This is a genomic window from Streptomyces sp. NPDC002088, from assembly GCF_040296605.1.
Classification (GTDB): Bacteria; Actinomycetota; Actinomycetes; order Streptomycetales; family Streptomycetaceae; genus Streptomyces.
This window is the reverse complement of record NZ_JBEOXO010000003.1, coordinates 20269-39024: the sequence shown is the minus strand read 5'-3', so window position 1 is coordinate 39024 and position 18756 is coordinate 20269. Positions and strand designations below refer to the sequence as shown.

General features: G+C 71.1%; 18 protein-coding genes and 1 tRNA gene. 7 read left to right on the top strand and 12 right to left on the bottom strand.

Features of this window, described 5'->3' with window-relative positions; all coding sequences use genetic code 11:
- Nucleotides 1-6 precede the first annotated feature (6 nt).
- The 5 genes from ABT114_RS07485 to ABT114_RS07465 all read left to right on the top strand — a co-directional run bounded on the left by ABT114_RS07485 (nucleotide 7) and on the right by ABT114_RS07465 (nucleotide 3941).
- Entirely contained in the window at nucleotides 7-1290 is a 1284-nt protein-coding gene (locus ABT114_RS07485) for a betaine/proline/choline family ABC transporter ATP-binding protein (RefSeq protein WP_351139631.1), read from the top strand.
- Nucleotides 1287-2129, top strand: coding sequence for an ABC transporter permease (locus tag ABT114_RS07480; protein WP_351139629.1), 843 nt, complete (start codon nucleotides 1287-1289; stop codon nucleotides 2127-2129). The genes ABT114_RS07485 and ABT114_RS07480 overlap by 4 nt, the downstream gene beginning before the upstream one ends.
- A complete protein-coding gene (locus tag ABT114_RS07475) occupies nucleotides 2126-3082 on the top strand; it encodes a glycine betaine ABC transporter substrate-binding protein (RefSeq protein WP_351139627.1) in 957 nt (318 codons plus the stop codon). The genes ABT114_RS07480 and ABT114_RS07475 overlap by 4 nt, the downstream gene beginning before the upstream one ends.
- An 80-nt stretch (nucleotides 3083-3162) precedes the next feature.
- Nucleotides 3163-3747 (top strand): ArsR/SmtB family transcription factor, encoded by a 585-nt coding sequence (locus ABT114_RS07470; protein WP_351139625.1) that lies wholly within the window; start codon nucleotides 3163-3165, stop codon nucleotides 3745-3747.
- Nucleotides 3748-3761: 14 nt separating this feature from the next.
- On the top strand, nucleotides 3762-3941 hold the full coding sequence (locus ABT114_RS07465; RefSeq protein WP_351139623.1) for a hypothetical protein: 180 nt from the start codon (nucleotides 3762-3764) through the stop codon (nucleotides 3939-3941).
- Between the two features lie 153 nt (nucleotides 3942-4094).
- Here ABT114_RS07465 and ABT114_RS07460 read toward each other — a convergent pair whose 3' ends face one another.
- The 3 genes from ABT114_RS07460 to ABT114_RS07450 all read right to left on the bottom strand — a co-directional run bounded on the left by ABT114_RS07460 (nucleotide 4095) and on the right by ABT114_RS07450 (nucleotide 6851).
- A complete protein-coding gene (locus tag ABT114_RS07460; protein ID WP_351139621.1) occupies nucleotides 4095-4886 on the bottom strand; it encodes a S16 family serine protease in 792 nt (263 codons plus the stop codon).
- A 79-nt stretch (nucleotides 4887-4965) separates the two neighbouring features.
- Complete coding sequence (gene menC, locus ABT114_RS07455) at nucleotides 4966-6075, bottom strand: o-succinylbenzoate synthase (protein ID WP_351139619.1); 1110 nt, start codon at nucleotides 6073-6075, stop codon at nucleotides 4966-4968.
- On the bottom strand, nucleotides 6072-6851 hold the full coding sequence (locus tag ABT114_RS07450) for a chorismate synthase (RefSeq protein ID WP_351139617.1): 780 nt from the start codon (nucleotides 6849-6851) through the stop codon (nucleotides 6072-6074). The genes menC and ABT114_RS07450 overlap by 4 nt, the downstream gene beginning before the upstream one ends.
- Nucleotides 6852-7016: 165 nt before the next feature.
- On the opposite strand from ABT114_RS07450, the gene ABT114_RS07445 reads away from it, so the two are divergent.
- Nucleotides 7017-8564, top strand: coding sequence for a PucR family transcriptional regulator (locus ABT114_RS07445; protein WP_351139615.1), 1548 nt, complete (start codon nucleotides 7017-7019; stop codon nucleotides 8562-8564).
- Between the two features lie 21 nt (nucleotides 8565-8585).
- Here the strand turns inward: ABT114_RS07445 and dapE are convergent, their stop codons facing one another.
- The 7 genes from dapE to ABT114_RS07410 all read right to left on the bottom strand — a co-directional run bounded on the left by dapE (nucleotide 8586) and on the right by ABT114_RS07410 (nucleotide 16381).
- The gene (gene dapE / locus ABT114_RS07440) at nucleotides 8586-9662 is read right to left on the bottom strand and encodes a succinyl-diaminopimelate desuccinylase (protein WP_351139613.1); all 1077 of its coding nucleotides are present in this window, start codon (nucleotides 9660-9662) and stop codon (nucleotides 8586-8588) included.
- Nucleotides 9659-11146, bottom strand: coding sequence for an amino acid permease (locus tag ABT114_RS07435; RefSeq protein ID WP_502987884.1), 1488 nt, complete (start codon nucleotides 11144-11146; stop codon nucleotides 9659-9661). Before ABT114_RS07435 ends, dapE begins: the two co-directional genes overlap by 4 nt.
- Nucleotides 11147-11394: 248 nt before the next feature.
- Complete coding sequence (locus ABT114_RS07430) at nucleotides 11395-12036, bottom strand: IclR family transcriptional regulator (RefSeq protein WP_351139611.1); 642 nt, start codon at nucleotides 12034-12036, stop codon at nucleotides 11395-11397.
- Nucleotides 12037-12394: 358 nt separating this feature from the next.
- Nucleotides 12395-14197: a DEAD/DEAH box helicase gene (locus tag ABT114_RS07425; protein ID WP_351139609.1), complete on the bottom strand. Its 1803-nt coding sequence runs from the start codon at nucleotides 14195-14197 to the stop codon at nucleotides 12395-12397.
- A 124-nt stretch (nucleotides 14198-14321) separates the two neighbouring features.
- On the bottom strand, nucleotides 14322-14690 hold the full coding sequence (locus ABT114_RS07420) for a type II toxin-antitoxin system death-on-curing family toxin (RefSeq protein ID WP_351139607.1): 369 nt from the start codon (nucleotides 14688-14690) through the stop codon (nucleotides 14322-14324).
- Entirely contained in the window at nucleotides 14690-14887 is a 198-nt protein-coding gene (locus ABT114_RS07415) for a hypothetical protein (protein WP_351139605.1), read from the bottom strand. Before ABT114_RS07415 ends, ABT114_RS07420 begins: the two co-directional genes overlap by 1 nt.
- Nucleotides 14888-14920: 33 nt before the next feature.
- Complete coding sequence (locus ABT114_RS07410) at nucleotides 14921-16381, bottom strand: MFS transporter (RefSeq protein ID WP_351139603.1); 1461 nt, start codon at nucleotides 16379-16381, stop codon at nucleotides 14921-14923.
- A 241-nt stretch (nucleotides 16382-16622) separates the two neighbouring features.
- On the opposite strand from ABT114_RS07410, the gene ABT114_RS07405 reads away from it, so the two are divergent.
- Nucleotides 16623-16694 (top strand) — tRNA-Cys (locus ABT114_RS07405).
- On the opposite strand, the gene ABT114_RS07400 is transcribed toward ABT114_RS07405, so the two are convergent.
- Together ABT114_RS07400 and ABT114_RS07395 are read right to left on the bottom strand one after the other, a co-directional pair.
- Nucleotides 16666-17343 (bottom strand): HAD family hydrolase, encoded by a 678-nt coding sequence (locus tag ABT114_RS07400; RefSeq protein WP_351139601.1) that lies wholly within the window; start codon nucleotides 17341-17343, stop codon nucleotides 16666-16668. The two genes, ABT114_RS07405 and ABT114_RS07400, sit on opposite strands and share 29 nt — an antisense overlap.
- Nucleotides 17340-18560 (bottom strand): SUKH-4 family immunity protein, encoded by a 1221-nt coding sequence (locus ABT114_RS07395; protein ID WP_351139599.1) that lies wholly within the window; start codon nucleotides 18558-18560, stop codon nucleotides 17340-17342. The genes ABT114_RS07400 and ABT114_RS07395 overlap by 4 nt, the downstream gene beginning before the upstream one ends.
- Nucleotides 18561-18756 lie beyond the last annotated feature (196 nt).

Below are 18756 nucleotides of genomic sequence, written 5' to 3'. Positions count from 1 at the left end.
ACCCCTATGGCATCTGTGCCGCCTGTGGCATCTGTGCCGCCTGTGGCGCATGCGCATGAGAAGAGCACTGCGGGTGCCTCGATCGAGCTGGAGAACCTCAGCAAGCGGTATCCGGGCAACCCCAACCCCGCCGTCGACAACGTCAGCATGGAGATCAAGGCGGGCGAGACCGTCATCTTCGTGGGGCCGTCGGGGTGCGGGAAGTCGACCACGCTGAAGATGATCAACCGGTTGATCGAGCCGACCGCCGGCCGCATCCGCATCGGCGGCGAGGACGTCACCGACATCGACCCGGTGAAGCTGCGCCGGAAGGTCGGTTACGCGATCCAGGCCTCCGGGTTGTTCCCGCACATGACGGTCGCCCAGAACATCGCCCTCGTACCGAGGATGCTCGGCTGGCCGAAGCGGCGGATCGGGGAGCGGGTGGAGGAGATGCTCGACCTGGTCGGGCTGGACCCGGGCGAGTTCCACGGGCGCTATCCGCGCCAGCTCTCCGGCGGCCAGCAGCAGCGGGTGGGCGTGGCGAGGGCGTTGGCGGCCGATCCGCCCGTCCTGCTGATGGACGAGCCGTTCGGCGCGGTGGACCCGATCACCCGCGACCACCTCCAGGACGAGCTGATCCGGCTCCAGCGCGAGCTGCACAAGACGATCGTCTTCGTCACCCACGACTTCGACGAGGCCATCAAGCTCGGCGACCGGATCGCCGTCCTGCGCGAACGCTCGCACATCGCCCAGTTCGACACCCCGGAGGCGATCCTCACCAATCCGGCGGACGACTTCGTGTCCGGGTTCGTCGGCGCGGGCGCGGCGCTGAAGCGGCTCAACCTCACCCGGGTACGGGACGTGGAGATCACCGACTATCCGACGGCGACCGTCGACCACCCGCTCCAGCAGATCTTCAACAAGCTCCGCGCCAGCGGCACCAACGAGATCCTGCTGCTCGACAAGCGCGGGCGGCCGTACAAGTGGCTGCGGCGCGGCGACATGATGCGCGCCCGGGGCTCGCTGGCCCGCGCGGGCACGCTGGTGAGCGACACGGTGACCCGGGACGCCACCCTGCGCGACGCGCTGGAGGCGGTACTGACGGACAACACCGGGCGGGTGGCGGTCACCGGGCGGCGCGGCGAGTACATCGGCGTGGTCGACATGGAGACGCTCATGAACTCCGTGCACGAGCTGCTGGAGGCCGACCGGCTGGAGGCCATGGAGGCACAGCACGAACTGGAGGAGACGCGGGCCGCACAGACGCACGCCGAACAGGAAGGCGTCGGAGGGGAGGAGAAGGCGTGACCGCTCCCGAGGACACAGAGGCGGAGGGGACCGAGGCGGAGGATGCCGGGGCGCAGGGGACCGAGGCGCAGGCGCCACGGTCGCCGCGGCGCCCCCAGCGCCGGCACATCACCTGGCAGAAGCTGACCTTCCTGCCCGCGTTCCTCGTCGCCCTGCTGCTGGCGACCTGGCTGTGGTTCCGGCAGGCCCACCTGGACACGATCTCCGAGAACGCGCTGTCGCACGGCCAGGTGTCCAAGGCGCTGTGGCAGCACATCGAACTGACGGCGATCTCCACCTTCTTCGTGCTGATCATCGCGATCCCGCTGGGCATCCTGCTGACCCGCAGGTCGTTCCGGAAGGCGACCCCGGTGGCGATGACGTTCGCCAACATGGGCCAGGCCACCCCCGCGATCGGCCTGCTGGCCCTGCTGGTGATCTGGCTCGGCACCGGCATGAAGGCCGCCCTGATCGGCATGATCATCTACGCCGTCCTGCCGGTGCTGTCCAACACGATCGCGGGCCTGAAGGCGAACGACCCCGCGCTCCTGGAGGCGGCCCGCGGTATCGGCATGTCCGGGCTGGGCGTGCTGAGGCGGGTGGAACTGCCGCTGGCCGTCCCGCTGATCCTGGCGGGCGTCCGTACCGCCCTTGTCCTGAACGTCGGTACGGCGACCCTGGCGACCTTCGGCGGAGGCGGCGGCCTGGGCGTGCTGATCACGACCGGGATCACCACCCAGCGCATGCCGGTGCTGGTCCTCGGCGCGATCCTCACGATCGCCCTGGCCCTGCTCGTGGACTGGCTGGCCTCACTGGCCGAGCTGCTGCTGCGGCCGCGGGGGCTGGAGGTGAGCACGTGAAGCGCACCTGTCTGGTGGTCGCCGGGGCGCTGGTGGTGGTGTCCGGCTGCGGTCTGACCAGCGGCTCCCCCATGGTCGACGACGTCTCGCCCGGTTCGATCGGGCAGGGCGAGCCGCTCAAGGGGGCGCATCTGACCGTCACGTCGAAGGAGTTCACCGAGCAGCTCATCCTGGGCTCGATCATGGGCATCGCCTTCGAGGCGGCCGGCGCGGACGTCCTCGACCGGACCGGCATCCAGGGCTCCATCGGCTCCCGCGAGGCGGTCAAGAGCAGTGGCGCGGACGGCATGTACGAGTACACGGGCACCGCCTGGATCACGTACCTGGGCAACAGCGAGCCCATCGCCGACCCGCTGAAGCAGTGGGAGGCGGTGCGTGACGCCGACCTGAAGAACGGGCTGACCTGGCTGCCTCCGTCACGGCTGAACAACACCTACGCGCTGGCGACGAACCAGGCCAACTTCAAGAAGTACGGCACGAAGACCCTCTCCGACGTGGCGGCGCTGTCCAAGTCGGACCCCAAGGCCGTGACCCTGTGCGTGGAGGGCGAGTTCGCCAACCGGGCGGACGGGCTGCCGGGCATGGAGAAGGCGTACGGGATGAGCGTGCCGGCGAAGAATGTCACGCAGATGGACACCGGGATCATCTACACCCAGGTGGCGAAGGGGAGTTGCACGTACGGGGAGGTGTTCACCACCGACGGGCGGATCAAGTCCATGAACCTGGTGGTGATGCAGGACGACCAGAAGTTCTTCCCCAACTACAACGCGGCCCCCGTGATCAACTCCAAGGCCCTGAAGAAGTGGCCGGCGATCGCGAAGGTCCTCGACCCGATCACCAAGAAACTGGACAACTCCGTGGCGCAGACGCTGAACGCGAAGGTGGACGTGGACGGGGAGGATCCGCACGAGGTGGCGCTGGACTGGATGAAGGCGGAGGGCTTCGTGAAGTGAGGAAGTAGGCGGGCACCGAACGGAGTTGGCTTACAAAGAAGTTGTTGCAAAGGGTCCTTTGCAACGCTACCTTTGTAAGCATGACGGAGCACGAGGAACGGAAGCAGCGTCGGCTCGACGCCCGCTCACTGCGGGGCCTCGCGCACCCGCTGCGGATGCAGCTGCTGGACACGCTGCGCCAGCGCGGCCCGGCGACCGCTTCCCAGCTGGCCGAACGGTTCGGCGAGTCGAGCGGCGCGACCAGCTACCACCTGCGCCAGCTCGCCGCCCACGGCTTCGTCGAGGACGCGCCGGAGCGCGGAAAGGGGCGGGAGCGCTGGTGGCAGGCGGTGGACCAGGGACTGGTCTTCGACACCGCCGAGTTCGAGGATGCCGGTCCCGAAGTACGGGGACTGGCCGAGGTGTTCCTGTACGAAGTGGCGAACACCCACGCCCGCGAACTCTCGACCTGGCTCGGCGCCCGGAAGGACTGGTCCGAGGCCTGGTCCCGAGGCTCCGACATGAGCGACGCGACGCTACGACTGACGCCGGAGCTGGCCGCCGAGCTCGTCACCAGGATGCACGCCCTGATCGACGACTACCGCAGCCTGGCCGGCGACGAGGACACTCCGGACGCCGAGACGGTACGGATCCACACGCACCTCTTCCCCATCAGCACGGACTGAGAGGCCACACCGAGATGCACATCGAGACCCAGCTCGCCGCGCACCACACCACCGACCTCCGCGCCCGGGCCGACGCCGACCGCCTCGCCACGGAGGCCAGGCAGCCCGGTGAACTCCGCGCCCGCCTCGGCTGGACCCTCGTGGAGCTGGGCCTGCGCCTCGCGACCCCGCCCAGGCCGGCGCTCGCGCACTGAGCGCTCCGCTGGAAGCGCGATGACGATCCTGGGGCGGTGGGGGCTGGTCGCGCCCACGCGGCGGAGCCGCATATCGACACAGCCCCGCGCTCCTTACGGGGCGCGATACCGCACCGGACTTCGTCAAGGCTGCTCAGGACAGGCCGAGGACACCTAGCAGCTCGGAACCGAGCCCTTCCCCTTCTCCAGTGCCACCAGCGCGCCGACCGCGCTCTTCAGCGTGGTCACCGGAACCAGCCGCAGCCCCTTGGGCAGCTCGGACTTGGCGTCGGAACACTCGTCCTTCGGCACCAGGAACACCGTCGCTCCGTCCCGCCGCGCGGCCTGCGTCTTCAGGGCCACGCCACCGACCGCGCCGACCTTGCCGTCGGCGGTGATCGTCCCCGTGCCGGCCACGGTCCGGCCGCCGGTGAGGTCGCCGCCGCTGCCGTCGCCGTCGAGCTTGTCGACGATCCCCAGGGAGAACAGCAGCCCCGCGCTGGGCCCGCCGACGTCGGCGAGCTTCAGCGAGACCTTGACGTTCTTGTCGCTGAGGTCGAGGTAGTTCAGCGCCGCCTCGGCCGCCGCGTTCTGGGACTCCTTCATCTGCTCGGTGTTGTGCCGCTCGATCTCCTTGGTGCTCTCGCCGCTCGGGTAGACCGAGTCGCGCGGCATGATCGCCCGGTCCTTGGCGAACCAGGCGTCGATCACATCGGACAGCGAGACGCGCGTATCGGGGCTGGTCGCCTCGATGGTCGTCATGCGCAGTTGCCCGCTCGTCCCGCGGACCGGCGCACCGGAGATCGTGATCACCGGGGTGCCCTGGTTCTTGCCGAGGACGTTGGCCGTCATACCGGGCTGCGTGACCGAGAACGGCAGCGGCGCGAGGGCCGCCGTGGCGATCAGGGCCACGACGGGCAGGCCACAGACGGCGAGGGCCTGGGGGCGTGTGAGGCGAGAGAGCACGAGGTCAATCTAACGCGGCGGCGCCGGCCGGCCGGGCGCGCGGTCAGCCCTGGCGGCCCTGGCGGCCTGGACGGCCCGCTCAGCCCGCGTAAAGCTCCCGCCGCTCCCGGGTGAAGCGGCGCAGCGCGTCCGGCAGGGGTTCCGTGCCGATGCCCGGGGTGCGCGGGACCGGGAGGTGACCGTCCTCCAGGACGAACGGTTCGGTGATGTCTTCGGCGAAGTAGCGGGAGGAGGCGGAGGTGTCGCCGGGGAGGGTGAAGCCGGGCAGGGCCGCCAGGGCCAGGTTCGGGGCGCGGCCGATGCCCGTCTCCAGCATGCCGCCGCACCAGACGGGGACACCGTGCGCGTGGGCCACGTCGTGGATGCGGCGGGCCTCGAGGTAGCCGCCGACCCGGGCGGGCTTGACGTTGACGACCCGGCAGGCGTCCATGGCGATGGCGGAGGCGGTGTCGCGGGCGTTGTGGAGGGACTCGTCGAGGCAGACGGGGGTGGCGATCCGCTTCTGGAGCTGGGCGTGGGCGTGGAGGTTGTTCTCCTCCAGCGGCTCCTCGATCAGCAGCAGCCCGAAGTCGTCGAGGCGGCGCAGGTGCTCGGCGTCCGCGAGGGTGTACGCCGTGTTGGCGTCGACCTGGAGCGGCAACGCGTCCCCGAACCGCTCGCGCACGGCGCGGACCGGCTCGACGTCCCAGCCGGGCTCGATCTTCAGCTTGATGCGGACGTAGCCCTCGGCGAGGTAGCCCTCGACGTCGTCCAGGAGCTCCGGCAGGGAGTCCTTGATGCCGACCGAGACCCCGGCGGGCACCCGGTCGCGCACCGCGCCCAGATACGTGGCGAGCGGCATGCCGTGCGTGCGCAGCTCCGCGTCCAGGACCGCCGTCTCCAGGGTCGCCTTCGCCAGCTCATGGCCCTTGATCTTCGCCATCGCGGGGGCGAGCGCGGCGGTGGTGAGGCGCGGCAGGGCGGCGACGCGCGGCAGCAGGAAGTCGCGCAGCACGATCTCGGCGCCGGCGACGAACTCCGAGCAGTACAGCGGCTCGGGGTCGGCGGCGAACTCCGACCAGCCCTCGGCCGTGTCCGTGACGACGTGGAGAAGGAAGGTGTCCTTGGTCGTCATGGTGCCGAAGGACGTACGGAACGGGGTGACCAGCGGGATCGCGACGTGCACGATCTCGACGCGTTCGAGCTTCACGCGGCGCCTTCCGGGGAGCGGGTGAGGGTGTACCAGCCGTCGCGGGACATGCCGGTGGCGGTGAAGCCCTGCGCGAAGGCCTCCGTGAACACCTCGCGCACGGCCCGCCGCCAGCGCAGCGCCAGCACCGGGTCGGCGGCGCGCAGCTGGACGACATCGTCGGGCACCCGGCACCAGACGTGCAGGTCACCGGGGTCGCGGCGGGCGAGCGGGGCGCCGTCCGGGGCGAGGTGGGTGGTGGGGGCCGCCTCGCGGTCGCGGGTCTCGTACGGCTCCCTCGGCTCCCTCGGCTCCGTCAGGTCCCAGGTCACCGTCAGCCGGTCGCTCTCGTCGCCGTCGTTCACGCCGTCGGCCATCGGCCCGTAGAAGTCGACGAGGTACTCGGTGCCGACCGCGCCCAGCTTGACCAGGTTGAAGCGGGCGTTGCGGCCGACCAGCGGGTCGAAGGTCCAGCGCATGGTGCGGGCGCCGCGCTCCAGCGCCCAGGCCCGCTGCGCCTGCTTGACGGCGTACCCGAGGCCTCGGTCGGCGGCGGCGACGAAGGAGTACGTGTCCTGCTCGGCCGGCGGCCCGAACACGGCGACGGACGCCCCGGCGAGCCGCTCGCCCTCGGCGTAGGCGGCGTGCACGGCGCCGCCCGCGTGGACCAGGCTGTGCAGCACCTCGGCCGGGTAGGGCGGGGTGGTGCGCGGGGTCTGCCAGACGTCGCTGAAGAAGTCGGCGACGGCCGCGATCCCGGCGACGTCGTGAACGGTACGGATGGTGACTCCGGTCATGGATCGAGTCTCGGAGCCGATGACCTGCCCCGGGTTGTGCACCTGGACAAGGGATGCGTACGTTCCTTTATGGATCGGCCAATCAAGACCGGCCGAACCAGACCGGCCGAACCAGACCGGCCGGTCAAGACAGTGGCCACCCCCCTCCACCCACTGAGGAACCTCATGGACGCCTGCACCCTCGGCGAACTCCTGGACGTCATCGGCGGCCACTCCGTACGCCTGGACACCGCCCCCGCCGCCGGCCTGACCGCCCCGGTCACCGAGGCGCTGCTCTACGACGCCCAGAGCCCCCTGCCGCGGGTCTCCGGCGCGCTGCTCCTGGCCGTCGGGGTGCGGGCGTCGGCCGCCGGGCCGCTGGTGCGGGCGGCGGCCGAGGCCGGGATGACCGGGGTCGTGGTGCGCGGCACGGACGGGCCGATCGGCGAGGCGGAGGCGCGGGGCGTGGCGCTGCTGTCGGTCGACGAGGACGCGGCCTGGCACCACGTGCATCTGCTGCTGGCGTCGGCGATCGGCGCGCGGCCGACCCCGGCAGCGGGCGGCCTCGGGGACCTGTTCGCGCTGGCCGACGCGATCGCGGCCGCCACCGGCGGGGCGACCGCCGTGGAGGACCCGCGCCAGCGGATCCTGGCCTACTCGACCGTCCCCGGCCAGCCCGTCGACGACGACCGCCGGCAGGGCATCCTCGGCCTCCAGGTGCCGGGCAGCCCGGAGAACACCGAGCAGTACCGGATGCTGTTCGCGGCCGACGAGCCGCTGCGGCTGCCCGCCCTCGGCCCGGACGACCTGCCCCGCCTCGCGGTCGCCGTACGGGCCGGCGGCGAGACGCTCGGCTCGGTCTGGGTCGTCGACGACGGCACCCTCGCGCCCGACGCCGACGACATCCTGCGCCGGGGCGCGTCCACGGCCGCGCTGCTCCTGCTGCGCTCCCGGGCGGCCCAGGAACTCGCCCGCCACCAGAACAGCGACCTGCTGCGCCGCCTGCTGGAGGGCACCGCTGACGCGACCGCCGCGGCCCACCGGCTGGGCGTCGAGACCGTGCGGGTCGCCGCGTTCGTCCTGGACTCCGCCGCGAGCGTGCCCGACAGCGAGCAGACCGCCCGGCGCCTGCTGGACGTCGTACGCCTCCAGTGCGAGGCCCGCTACGGGCGGCACGCGTGCGTGCTCCTCGACGGGGTGGTGTACGCGCTGCTGCCCGTGCCCGGCGAGAGCGGCGGAGCACGGCACCGGCCGCTCGCCGAGGACATCGTGCGACGGGCCGGGCAGGCGTTGCGGGTGCCGGTGCGGGCGGCGCTCGGCTCGGTGGTGCCGGACCTCGGCGGGGTCGTGGCGTCGCGCGCGGACGCCGACCTGGTGCTGCGACTGCTGGACGCGGACCTGCCGGTGGCGACCGTCGACGAGCTGCGCCCGCGCGTCACCCTGCTGCGGCTGACCGCAGTGCTGGGCGAGCGGGGTGAGTTGAGCGCGGGCGCGTGGCGGCGGGTGCTGGCGTACGACAGCGAGCACGGCACCGACTACGCGCGCACCCTGGTCTGCTGGCTGGACGCGGGCTGCGACATGGCGGGCGCGGCGAAGCTGCTCGCCGTGCACCCCAACACCTGCCGCTACCGCCTGAAGCAGGCCCAGCAGCAGGTCGGGATCGACCTCGACGATCCCGACGAACGGCTGGTGCTGTGGCTGCAGCTGCGGACGCTGGCAGGGCTCAGAGGCTGACGGGGCTGACGGGGGCGGGCTTCACCCCAGCCATGTCCTGAGCCGGTCCTCGCACTCGCGCAGATGCGCCACCGGTACGTACTCCCCCGCCGTGTGCGCGAGCGACGGGTCGCCGGGGCCGTAGTTGAGGGCGGGCATGCCGAGCGCGGCGAACCGGGCGACGTCCGTCCAGCCGAGCTTGGGCCGGGGCTCGGCGCCGAGCGCGGAGACGAGCCCGGCGACCCGGTCCAGCCGCGGCAGCGCACCCGGCACGACCTCGGTGACGCGGACCTCGTACCCGGCGAAGAGCTCCCGTACGTACGCCTCCGCCTCCTCGGCCGAGCGACTCGGCGCGAACCGCGAGTTGACGGTGATCACGCACTCGTCGGGTACGACGTTCCCGGCGACCCCCGCCCGCACGGCGACGGCGCTCAGCCCCTCCCGGTACTCCAGCCCGTCGATCACGACCCGCTCGGGCGTGTGGTCGTCGAGCCGCTGGAGGACCCGGGCGGCCTTGTGCGCGGCGTTGACGCCCTTCCACGCGCGTGCGGTGTGCGCGCGTTCGCCCCGTACGACGATGTCGGCGGTGAGGATGCCCTGGCAGCCGGCCTCGACGCCGGCGTCGGAGGGTTCCATGAGGACGGCGAGGTCGGCGTCGAGGAGGTCGGGGCGTTCCCTGGCGATGGTGTTCAGCCCGTTGCGGTCACCCTCGATCTCCTCGCACTCGTAGAAGACGTAGGTGAGGTCGCGGGTCGGGTGCTCCAGGTGCGCCGCCAGCCGGAGGGCGACGGCGACGCCGCCCTTCATGTCGCAGGCGCCGAGCCCGTGGACGCGGCCGTCGGCGAGCCGGGAGGGGAGATTCCCGGCGGCGGGGACGGTGTCCAAGTGGCCTGCTATCAGGGCGCGTTGCGGTCGCCCGAGGTTCGTACGGGCGACGACCGAGTTGCCGACGCGCTCGACGGTGAGGTGGGGAAGGGCACGCAGGGCGCCCTCCACGGCGTCCGCGAGCCGGCCCTCGTCCCCGCTCTCGGAGGGGATGTCGACGAGGGCGCGGGTGAGGTCGACGACGTCGGCGGTGAGGTCGAGGGGCGGTGGGGTGAGGGGGTTCAGGGGGTTCACACGAGTTCCTGGTGCTGATTGAGCTCGTTGGGCTGGTTGAGCTGGTTGAGCTTGGAGTGTCGGATGCCGTAGAGGCCGTAGATCACCAGACCCACGGCCATCCACGCCCCGAACGCGATCCAGGTGTCGGCGCCCAGGCTGAACAGCATGTACACGCAGAAGCCCACGCCCAGGATGGGCGTCACCGGGGAGAAGGGGACACGGAAGGAACGGGGCGCGTCGGGGTTGCGGCGGCGCAGCAGCACGACCGCGAGATTGACCAGCATGAAGGCGAAGAGGGTGCCGATGCTGGTGGCGTCGGCGAGGCTGCCCAGCGGGACGAGCGCGGCGAGGACGGCGATGAAGCCGGAGACGATGACGGTGTTGGCGCGCGGGACCCCTGTGGTGGGGTGCACCTTGGCGAACAACGGCGGCACGAGCCCGTCCCGGGCCATGGCGAACAGGATGCGGATCTGCCCGTACTGCACGGTCAGCACGACGCTGGTGGTGGCGACGACCGCGCCGACGGACAGGAGGATCGGCCACAGGCTGCCCCCGCCTACGGACTGCACGAGCACCTCGCTCAGCGTGGCCTCCGTCCCCTCGAACTTCTGCCACGGCATGGCACCGAGCGCGGCGACGGCGACGATGACGTACAGGGCGGTGACGAGGACCAGGGAGAGCAGAATCGCCCGGGGCAGGTCGCGCTGCGGGTTCTTGGCTTCCTCCCCCGCGGTCGACGCGGCGTCGAACCCGATGTAGGAGAAGAAGAGCGAGGCCGCTCCGGCGCTCATGCCGGCGGTGCCGAGCGGGAAGAGGGGCTGGAAGTTCCCGGCGTGGAACGCGGTAAAGGCGACCGCGCAGAACATCACGAGGGCGGCGATCTTGACGGCGACCATGATGGTGTTGGCGACCGCGCTCTCCTTCGCGCCCCGCAGCAGTACGACCATGGCGAGTACGACGATGAGGGCGGCCGGGATGTTGAGCGTGCCGCCGTCCCCGGGCGGGGCGCTGAGGGATTCGGGCAGGGTCACCCCGAGGGTGAGGTCGAGCAGCTCGTTGACGTACTGCCCCCAGCCGACGGCCACGGCGGCGACGGACACCCCGTACTCGAGGATGAGACACCAGCCGCAGACCCAGGCGACCAGCTCGCCGAGGGTGGCGTAGGCGTAGCTGTACGACGATCCCGAGCCGGGGATCATGCCGGCCAGCTCGGCGTACGACAACGCGGAGAACAGTGCCGTCACTCCGGCGAGCACGAAGGACACGATGATCGCCGGCCCCGCCTCGGGCACGGCCTCGCCGAGCACGACGAAGATCCCGGTACCGAGGGTGGCGCCGACGCTGAGCAGCGTGAGCTGTGCGACCCCCATGGTCCGCCTCAGCGAACTCCCGGCGGCGTCCTCCACCAGCGCGCCGACATCCTGCCGCCGCGTGAGCCGCCACCCGCCGGACCGCGCCTCCGGCCCACTTCGGGGCCGTGTTCCCACCGTGTCTGTGTCCACCCTGCCACTCCGTCCACCGCATCGGGCCTGTCTGGCCTGATGATGCGGAGGGGAGAGCGGGTGACGGTGGGGGGATCGGCCAGAGGTGGGGGTGGGGGTTTGGGGGATCGGCCAAAGCCAGGGGGAGCTTGGAAACACGCCCGTTCAGGCCGGCGGCTCAGCAGGGCCTCCGTGCGGGCAGGCGGCTCAGCGCAGAGCCTCCGTTCGGGCAGGCGGCTCAGCGCAGAGCCTCCGTTCGGGCAGGCGGCTCAGCGCAGAGCTTCCGCGACCTCTCGAGCCGCATCGACAACCCGCGGCCCCACCCTCTCCGGCACCGCGTCCGCCAACATCACCACACCCACACTGCCCTCGACACCGGTGACCCCGAGCAGGGGAGCGGCCGCCCCGCTGGCCCCGGCCTCCAGCTCCCCGTGCGTCAGGGTGTACCCCGGCTCCCCCGAAGGCTTCTGCCGCGCGGAGAGAATCGCCTTGCCCGCGGCCCCCCGCTCCAGCGGATGCCGGAACCCGGCCCGGTACGCCACGTGATAGTCCGTCCACGTCGGCTCGACGACGGCCACGGCCAACGCCTCCGACCCGTCCACCAGTGTGAGATGCGCCGTCGCTCCGATGTCCTCGGCCAGCGACCGCAGCGCCGGCAACGCGGCCTCCCGTACCAGTGGATGCACCTGTCGGCCGAGTCGCAGCACCCCCAGCCCGACCCGTGCTCGCCCGCCCAGGTCACGCCGTACGAGCGCGTGCTGCTCCAGCGTGGCGAGCAACCGGTACACAACGGTCCGGTTCACGCCCAGTTTGTTGGAAAGCTCGGTGACGGTCAGCCCGTGGTCCGTGTCGGCGAGCAGCTTGAGTACTTTGAGTCCCCGGTCGAGCGTCTGAGAGGTCTCCGCGGTCACGACGCCCACTCCTTAGGTGGTGAGGTCGGCAGCCCCCTCGCGGCGGATGCGTCACAGAGTCCCGTCCCTGACGCGCTTCAGAGGCCGCCGATCGGCAGGACGGCCCGGTCTGTCCGGGCCCAGTCGCTTCACGGCTGCGCTCCGCGGCGGCGCTGCCACGGGGCGTGTGCGTAGCCGGACAGTAGCGAAGCCGGTTCGCTCAGCGGAAGGCTCCGTCCAGAATCCGGTCACCAGCCGGTATGGACTACCTGTGTTTGTCCCGATACGTACAGCGCACGACTTACCATGCGCGCCACCCCCGCACCTCGAACTCCTCACACCACAGCCGCTCACACCACAGCCGCTCACACGCCGGGCGTCACCGCATCCGGGTGGCCCACTCCTGCACCTTGGCGATCCGCTGCCGCAGCTGTCCGGCCGTCGCCTCGGCGCTCGGCGGTCCGCCGCACACGCGTCGCAGTTCGGTGTGGATGACCCCGTGCGGCTTGCCGCTCTGGTGGACGTACGCACTGACCATCGTGTTGAGCTGCTTGCGCAACTCCATCATCTCCTTGTGGGAGACGACCGGCCGCCGCTCGGCGGGCAGTTCGAGCAGGTCGGCATCCTCGTCCGGCTTCTTGCGGCTGTGCGCGATCTGCCTGGCCTGCCGCTTCTGCAGCAGCAGCTGCACCTGGTCGGGTTCGAGGAGCCCGGGGATACCGAGGTAGTCCTGCTCCTCCTCACTCCCCGGGTGGGCCTGCATACCGAACTCGGCGCCGTCGTAGAGGACCCGGTCGAAGACGGCCTCGGACTCCAGGGCCTCGAAGGAGAACTGCTCCTGCTCCCCGGTGTCCTCGTCCTGCTCCTTGTTCGCCTCCTCCATCTCCTTCTCGGACTCGGCGTACGGGTCCTCCTCGCCCTCCTTCTTGGGCTTGTCGAGGGCGTGGTCGCGCTCGACCTCCATCTCGTTGGCGAAGGTGAGGAGGTCGGGGACGGTCGGGAGGAAGACGGAGGCGGTCTCGCCGCGCCGCCGGGACCGCACGAAGCGTCCGACGGCCTGGGCGAAGAAGAGGGGAGTGGAGATGGTGGTGGCGTACACCCCGACCGCGAGCCGCGGCACGTCGACGCCCTCGGACACCATACGGACGGCGACCATCCAGCGGTCGTTGCTCGCGCTGAAGTCGTCGATCCGCTTCGAGGCACCGGTGTCGTCGGAGAGGACCAGCGTGGCCTTCGTCCCCGTGATCTCACGGATCAGCTTGGCGTACGCGCGCGCCGAGTCCTGGTCGGAGGCGATGACGAGGGCGCCCGCGTCCGGGATGGCCTTCCTGACCTCGGTGAGCCGCCGGTCGGCGGCGCGCAGCACGCTGGGCATCCATTCACCGCGCGGGTCCAACGCCGTACGCCAGGCCTGGCTGACGGCGTCCTTGGTCATCGGCTCGCCGAGCCGGGCGGCGATCTCGTCGCCCGCCTTCGTCCGCCAGCGCATGTTGCCGCTGTAGGAGAGGAAGATGACGGGCCGGACGACGTGGTCGGCCAGCGCGTTCCCGTAGCCGTACGTGTAGTCGGCGGCGGACCGCCGGATCCCGTCGTTCCCTTCTTCGTACGTCACGAAGGGGATGGGGTTGGTGTCGGACCGGAACGGCGTACCGGTGAGCGCGAGCCGCCGCGTGGCCGGCTCGAAGGCCTCCAGGCAGGCCTCGCCCCAGGACTTGGAGTCACCGGCGTGGTGGATCTCGTCGAGGATGACGAGGGTCTTGCGCTGCTCGACCCGGTTGCGGTGCAGCATGGGCCGCACCCCGACGCCGGCGTACGTGACGGCGACGCCGTGGTACTCCCTGCTGAGCGGACCCGCGCTGTACTCGGGGTCCAGCTTGATCCCTATCCGCGCGGCCGCCTCCGCCCACTGCTTCTTCAGGTGCTCGGTCGGGGCGACCACGGTCACCTGCTGCACGACGTGGTGGTGCAGCAGCCAGGAGGCGAGCGTCAGCGCGAAGGTCGTCTTGCCGGCGCCAGGGGTGGCGACGGCGAGAAAATCACGCGGCTGCTCCTGGACGTACCTCTCCATGGCCCCCTGCTGCCAGGCACGCAGCTTGCTGGCGGTACCCCAGGGGGCCCGGCCGGGGAAGGCGGGTGAGAGGTGATGGGAGTGCGAGGCAGAGCTGGCGGCGGCGGTAGTCACGGTCTCCGGTTCGGGGGGTAGGGCGGCTCGGCTACGTATGACAACCGGGCCACCCTACCGGCGGGCCGGTGGTGGCAATGTGCGGACGAGGCCGGGTCACCCGGGGATGGGACTGAGGTCACAGTCAGCGCGCGAAACGCGGCAACTGGGCTGCGATCTTGGGCACGTCCAGGGCGCCCTGACAGACGTCGAACACGAACCTCTCGGCCTCGTCGACGTCGAAGTCCGCGTCCAGTGGATGGCCGTTCACGTGCAGGAAGACCCAGGTCGCGTACCAGGCGATGCGCTTGTTTCCATCGACGAGGGCGTGGTTGCGCGCGAGGGACTCCATGAGCGCGGCGGCTTTCTGCCACACGTCCGGATAGGCGTCCTGCCCGAACACGCTCGACTGTGGACGAACCAGCGCCGAGTCGAGCAGCCCGTAGTCGCGTACCTCGTCCGCCCCGAGCCGCTTCGCGAGGTTCAGCAGCTCGGGGAGCGTGAGGTAGTGCATCAGGCGAGCCTCCGGTTCAGCTCTGCACTGGCCTTCAGCACATGTTCGGCCGCCTCGTCGAACAGTCGTGAGTGCTCGTTTATGGCCGCGATCACCGCGTCATGCGCGAAGGCCTGCATGCTGCGCCCTTCCGCGGCCGCACGCTCACGCAGCGCGTCGAGCTCTTCGTCCGTAAACCGCAGATTCAGTCCAGCCATACGGTGATGGTACCGCGTGGTACCACTCTGGCATCACCGCGGATCGGCCCGCAGCCGCGTGGTCACCAAGGCCCCCACCAGCGCCAACCCCGCCATCGGCAGGAACACGACGGCGAAGGCGGCCGGATGGGCGGAGCCGGAGGCCGCCGTGGCCGTCGTGTGCGCGACGGTGCCGCCGCCGAACGCGGCGAAGGCGGCACCCCCGGTCGCCAACAGCAGCGCGTTGGACAGGCCGTCGGAGATCTGGAGGGCGGCGGAGTTGGCACCGGCCTCCTCCGGGGCGGAGAGGTGGAGCAGCAGCACGCTGGTGGAGGAGATCACGAGCCCCATACCGAAGCACCCGAACCCCCACGCCACGGCGACGGTCCAGACGGGCACGGAGTGGATCAGCACGCTGGGCGCCGCGGCGATGGCGGCCGCGACCAACACCATCCCGAGCGTCATCAACCGCTCCCGGTACGGCTCCACCCGTGGCCGCGACTGCACCCACGAACCCAGCGCCCACGTCCCGCCACCCGCCGCGAGCGAGAACCCGGCCAGCGTCGGCGACAGCCCCCGCTGCGTGACCAGCATCAGCGGTACGAAGGACTCGGCGGCGACGAAGGACCCGGCCGACAGCCCGCGCAGCAGCACGACCGAGGGCAGCCCGCGCGCCGCCCGCCAGGTACCGCGCGGCAGCAGCCCGAGTACGGCCGGCACGAGCAGCCCGGCGCCTACGACACCCGGAACGAGCGAGAGGGGACGCAGATCCTGGGCGGCGTACTGAATCAGCCCGGCGCCGAGCGAGATCCCGAGGGCGAGGCGGATACGGCGCCGGTCGAAGGTGGTCGCAGGGCCGAGCCCCACCGGCCCGGCCGCACGCCGCCGTATCTGCGGCAGCGCAAGCGCGAGCGGAAACACGACAAGCACCGGTATCCCGAGGAACACCCACCGCCACCCGAGATGCTCGGTCACCGCGCCGGAGGCAAGCGGCCCGACGACCGACGGCACGACCCAGCTCGCCGCGAACGCCGCCATGATGGCCGGCCGCAGCCGCTCCGGATAGGCGCGGCCGACGACGACGTACAACGCGACGATCACCAGCCCACCGCCGAGCCCCTGCACGGCCCGCCCGACGATGAACAGCCACATCGCCCCGGCGGTCCCGGCCACCACCAGCCCGGCGGCGAAAGCGGCGATACCGCTGGTCAACGCCCCCAGCGGCCCTCTCCGATCGGACCACTGCCCGGCAAGCACCATCCCGGACAGACTCGTCGTGAAGTACCCGGAAAACGCGAACGCGTACAGCGACACCCCGTCCAGCTCCCGCGCCGCGACGGGCATCGCCGTCCCCACCGCCGTCGCCTCGAAGGCGATCAACAGCACGACCGACACGATGCCGATGCTCAGCGCCCGGTAGGACCGGCTCAGCACGGTGGACTCGTCGCGCTCGGCGGCCGACGGGACGTGAGCGAGGTCTGCGACGCCGGTGTCGCGCGGTTCCAGGGCGGTCATGCTGGCCAGCGTAAGGTCCACGACCCACTTTGACCCCTGTCGGGAGGAGGGGGTGCGCCTGGGACCTTGGTCGTACGACCAGAGCGACCAGCGAGACCGGGCGCGGGGCGCGAGGCCCCCGTTCATGAACGGCGTATGGCAGTCCCATTGCAGCCCCGCCCGTCCCCTTGAGCCCCTCCCCCGCCCCGCCATACGGTCATGTCACCGAGTTCGGACCGGAGCAGAACGCTCCACCCGACCCGGCCGTGTGCCCGAGTGGTTTAGGGACTCGCCTGCAAAGCGAGTTACGTGGGTTCGATTCCCGCCACGGCCTCTACAGGCTTCGACCAGGCGACGATGTCGGGTACTGCCTCGCGCAAGCTCCCGAAGTGGCGGTGCACGCCGTCCACCGCGACCGGGGCGTTGACTCCCCACACCGTCATGCCGGCCCGCAACCCGGACTCGACTCCGGACGGCGCGTCCTCGATGACGAGGCAGTCTTCCGGCTCCGCACCGAGCCGCTCCGCGGCCAGCAGGTAGGGGACCGGCGACGGCTTGCCTTCCTCGACCGCGGCGGCGTCCACGAGCACGCCCGGAACCGGCAATCCGGTCCGGGAGAACCGTCCGCGCACCCGGTGCTCGTAGTTCGAGGTCACCAGCCCCCAGCACCCGGAGGGCAGAGCGGACAGCAGTTCCGACGCACCGTCGAACGCGGCATAGACGCCGGACCGGACGTCGTCGTCCTCCAGTTCATGCAACGCGGCCAGGCACTCCTGCGGATCCCGACCGGGGACGACCGCCTCGAAGGTCTCCATCGGCCGCGTCCGCAGCGCCACTTGATAGACCTCGTCAGGGTCCAGCCCGTAGCGACCCGCCCACGTCGCCCAGACCCGGCGCTGGTTGTCCACTGCGTCGATCAACGTACCGTCGACATCGAACAGGACATACTTCCCGGCACCGGGCCGGGTTGGTTCGCTGGTCACGCCTTGATCATGTCAGCAGCCTGCTTCCGGGCCTCATCCCCGAACACCCCCGGCCAGTACCGCCACCCGTCGTCCGACGGCGTCGACGGAGTCGGGTCGCAGGCGATCGGGTCGGCTGTGGCGAGGGTTCGGGACATCGTCTCGGCCAGTTGGTCGTAGGCGTCGGTCAGGGCGTGGATCGTGGCGAGGGACTTTTCGCGGTTGATCAGCCACAGGGTGAAGGCGAGCGTGGACACGTCGGCGTTGAGGGGGCGCAGGGTGGTGTCGGGCTCGCTCCAGCACAGGACCGCGCCGGTGGTGCCGTCGATGAGGAGGCTGGTGTCCTCCAGGAGGTGGCCGAGGCGGATCAGGCGGTCCGCGCCGGCCGGGAGGTGGGCGGCGGTGATGCCGTCCTCCCGCTCGGTCGCGCAGATCGCTTCGTACTCGGCGAGGGTCGGCAGTGGCACGTCCGTGTCCAGGGAGAACCAGTAGCCGTCCTCCGGCAGGCCCGTCTCCCGCAGGAAGCGGCGGGTCGGCTCGTGGGTGAGCGTGGACGGGAAGTCGACCTCCTCGAAGCGGGCGATCCGGCCGGGGCCGAACGCCTCGTCCAGCAGGCGGGGTGGCAGGTCCAGCGCCAGCCCGGATGTCGTGCCCGGGCCCGCCACCAGGGACAGGGGGCGGATCACCGCCGTCATCTTCCAGAAGGGGCCCGGGTCGCCGTCCGTGCCCTCCTCGAAGAGGGCGAGGAGTTGGCGTGACGCCTCCGCCACCGCCTGCGGTCCCAGTCGGCCCGCGTACGAGGCGAACTGGCCTCGCAGCGCCGCCAGCTCGTCCGCCGCCGTCGCGAACCGCACCAGCTTCTCCAAGGAGGGCGCCAGCGGGCGGGTGTCCATCAGGTCGGGGCGGTCGTGCAAGAAGTACGTCGTCGAGATCTCGCCCGTCGCGCCGTCGAGCAGGACCGAATCGGTCTCGCGGCCGTCCGCGCCCAGGATCCCGCCTATGACCAGCCGGTCGCGCAGCTCCGCCGCCAGTTGGTCGGGGTCGCCCATCGAGTCCCCGACCGTGCGCAGGCCGTCCGTGCGCAGTGCGTCGAAGGACAGCAGGTCTCCGTCGGCGGGCAGTCCGGGACCGCTCAGCCAACGGCGCGTCGGTGCGTGTGTGACGTATGGATCCAGATCGTCCTCGGTGAGTGTGATCACCGCGGTGCCGACGGTGCCGGCGATGTCGGTCGTGCTCATTGTTCCCCCGTGCGTGAAGTCGCCATCCCCCGGGAAGGTCGTCCAACTGGCGCCGTCCCACTGCCCAGAACACTATGCGGCACCACTGACAACGGCCCCAGTCAGAGAGACGTCAGGCAACCCTCGCGCGTTCCCGTCCCGCCAGGATCGCCTCCACCGTCTCCCCCACGGTCAGCTCCGAGGTGTCCAGCCACAG

Bases quoted from the DNA above. Each gene is read 5' to 3' on its own strand.
- ABT114_RS07465 (WP_351139623.1), top strand. From the start codon at position 3,762: ATGCACATCGAGACCCAGCTCGCCGCGCACCACACCACCGACCTCCGC.
- ABT114_RS07420 (WP_351139607.1), bottom strand. From the start codon at position 14,690: ATGCACTACCTCACGCTCCCCGAGCTGCTGAACCTCGCGAAGCGGCTC.
- ABT114_RS07445 (WP_351139615.1), top strand. From the start codon at position 7,017: ATGGACGCCTGCACCCTCGGCGAACTCCTGGACGTCATCGGCGGCCAC.
- ABT114_RS07410 (WP_351139603.1), bottom strand. From the start codon at position 16,381: ATGACCGCCCTGGAACCGCGCGACACCGGCGTCGCAGACCTCGCTCAC.
- ABT114_RS07485 (WP_351139631.1), top strand. From the start codon at position 7: ATGGCATCTGTGCCGCCTGTGGCATCTGTGCCGCCTGTGGCGCATGCG.
- ABT114_RS07470 (WP_351139625.1), top strand. From the start codon at position 3,163: ATGACGGAGCACGAGGAACGGAAGCAGCGTCGGCTCGACGCCCGCTCA.
- ABT114_RS07415 (WP_351139605.1), bottom strand. From the start codon at position 14,887: ATGGCTGGACTGAATCTGCGGTTTACGGACGAAGAGCTCGACGCGCTG.
- ABT114_RS07450 (WP_351139617.1), bottom strand. From the start codon at position 6,851: ATGACCGGAGTCACCATCCGTACCGTTCACGACGTCGCCGGGATCGCG.
- ABT114_RS07395 (WP_351139599.1), bottom strand. From the start codon at position 18,560: ATGAGCACGACCGACATCGCCGGCACCGTCGGCACCGCGGTGATCACA.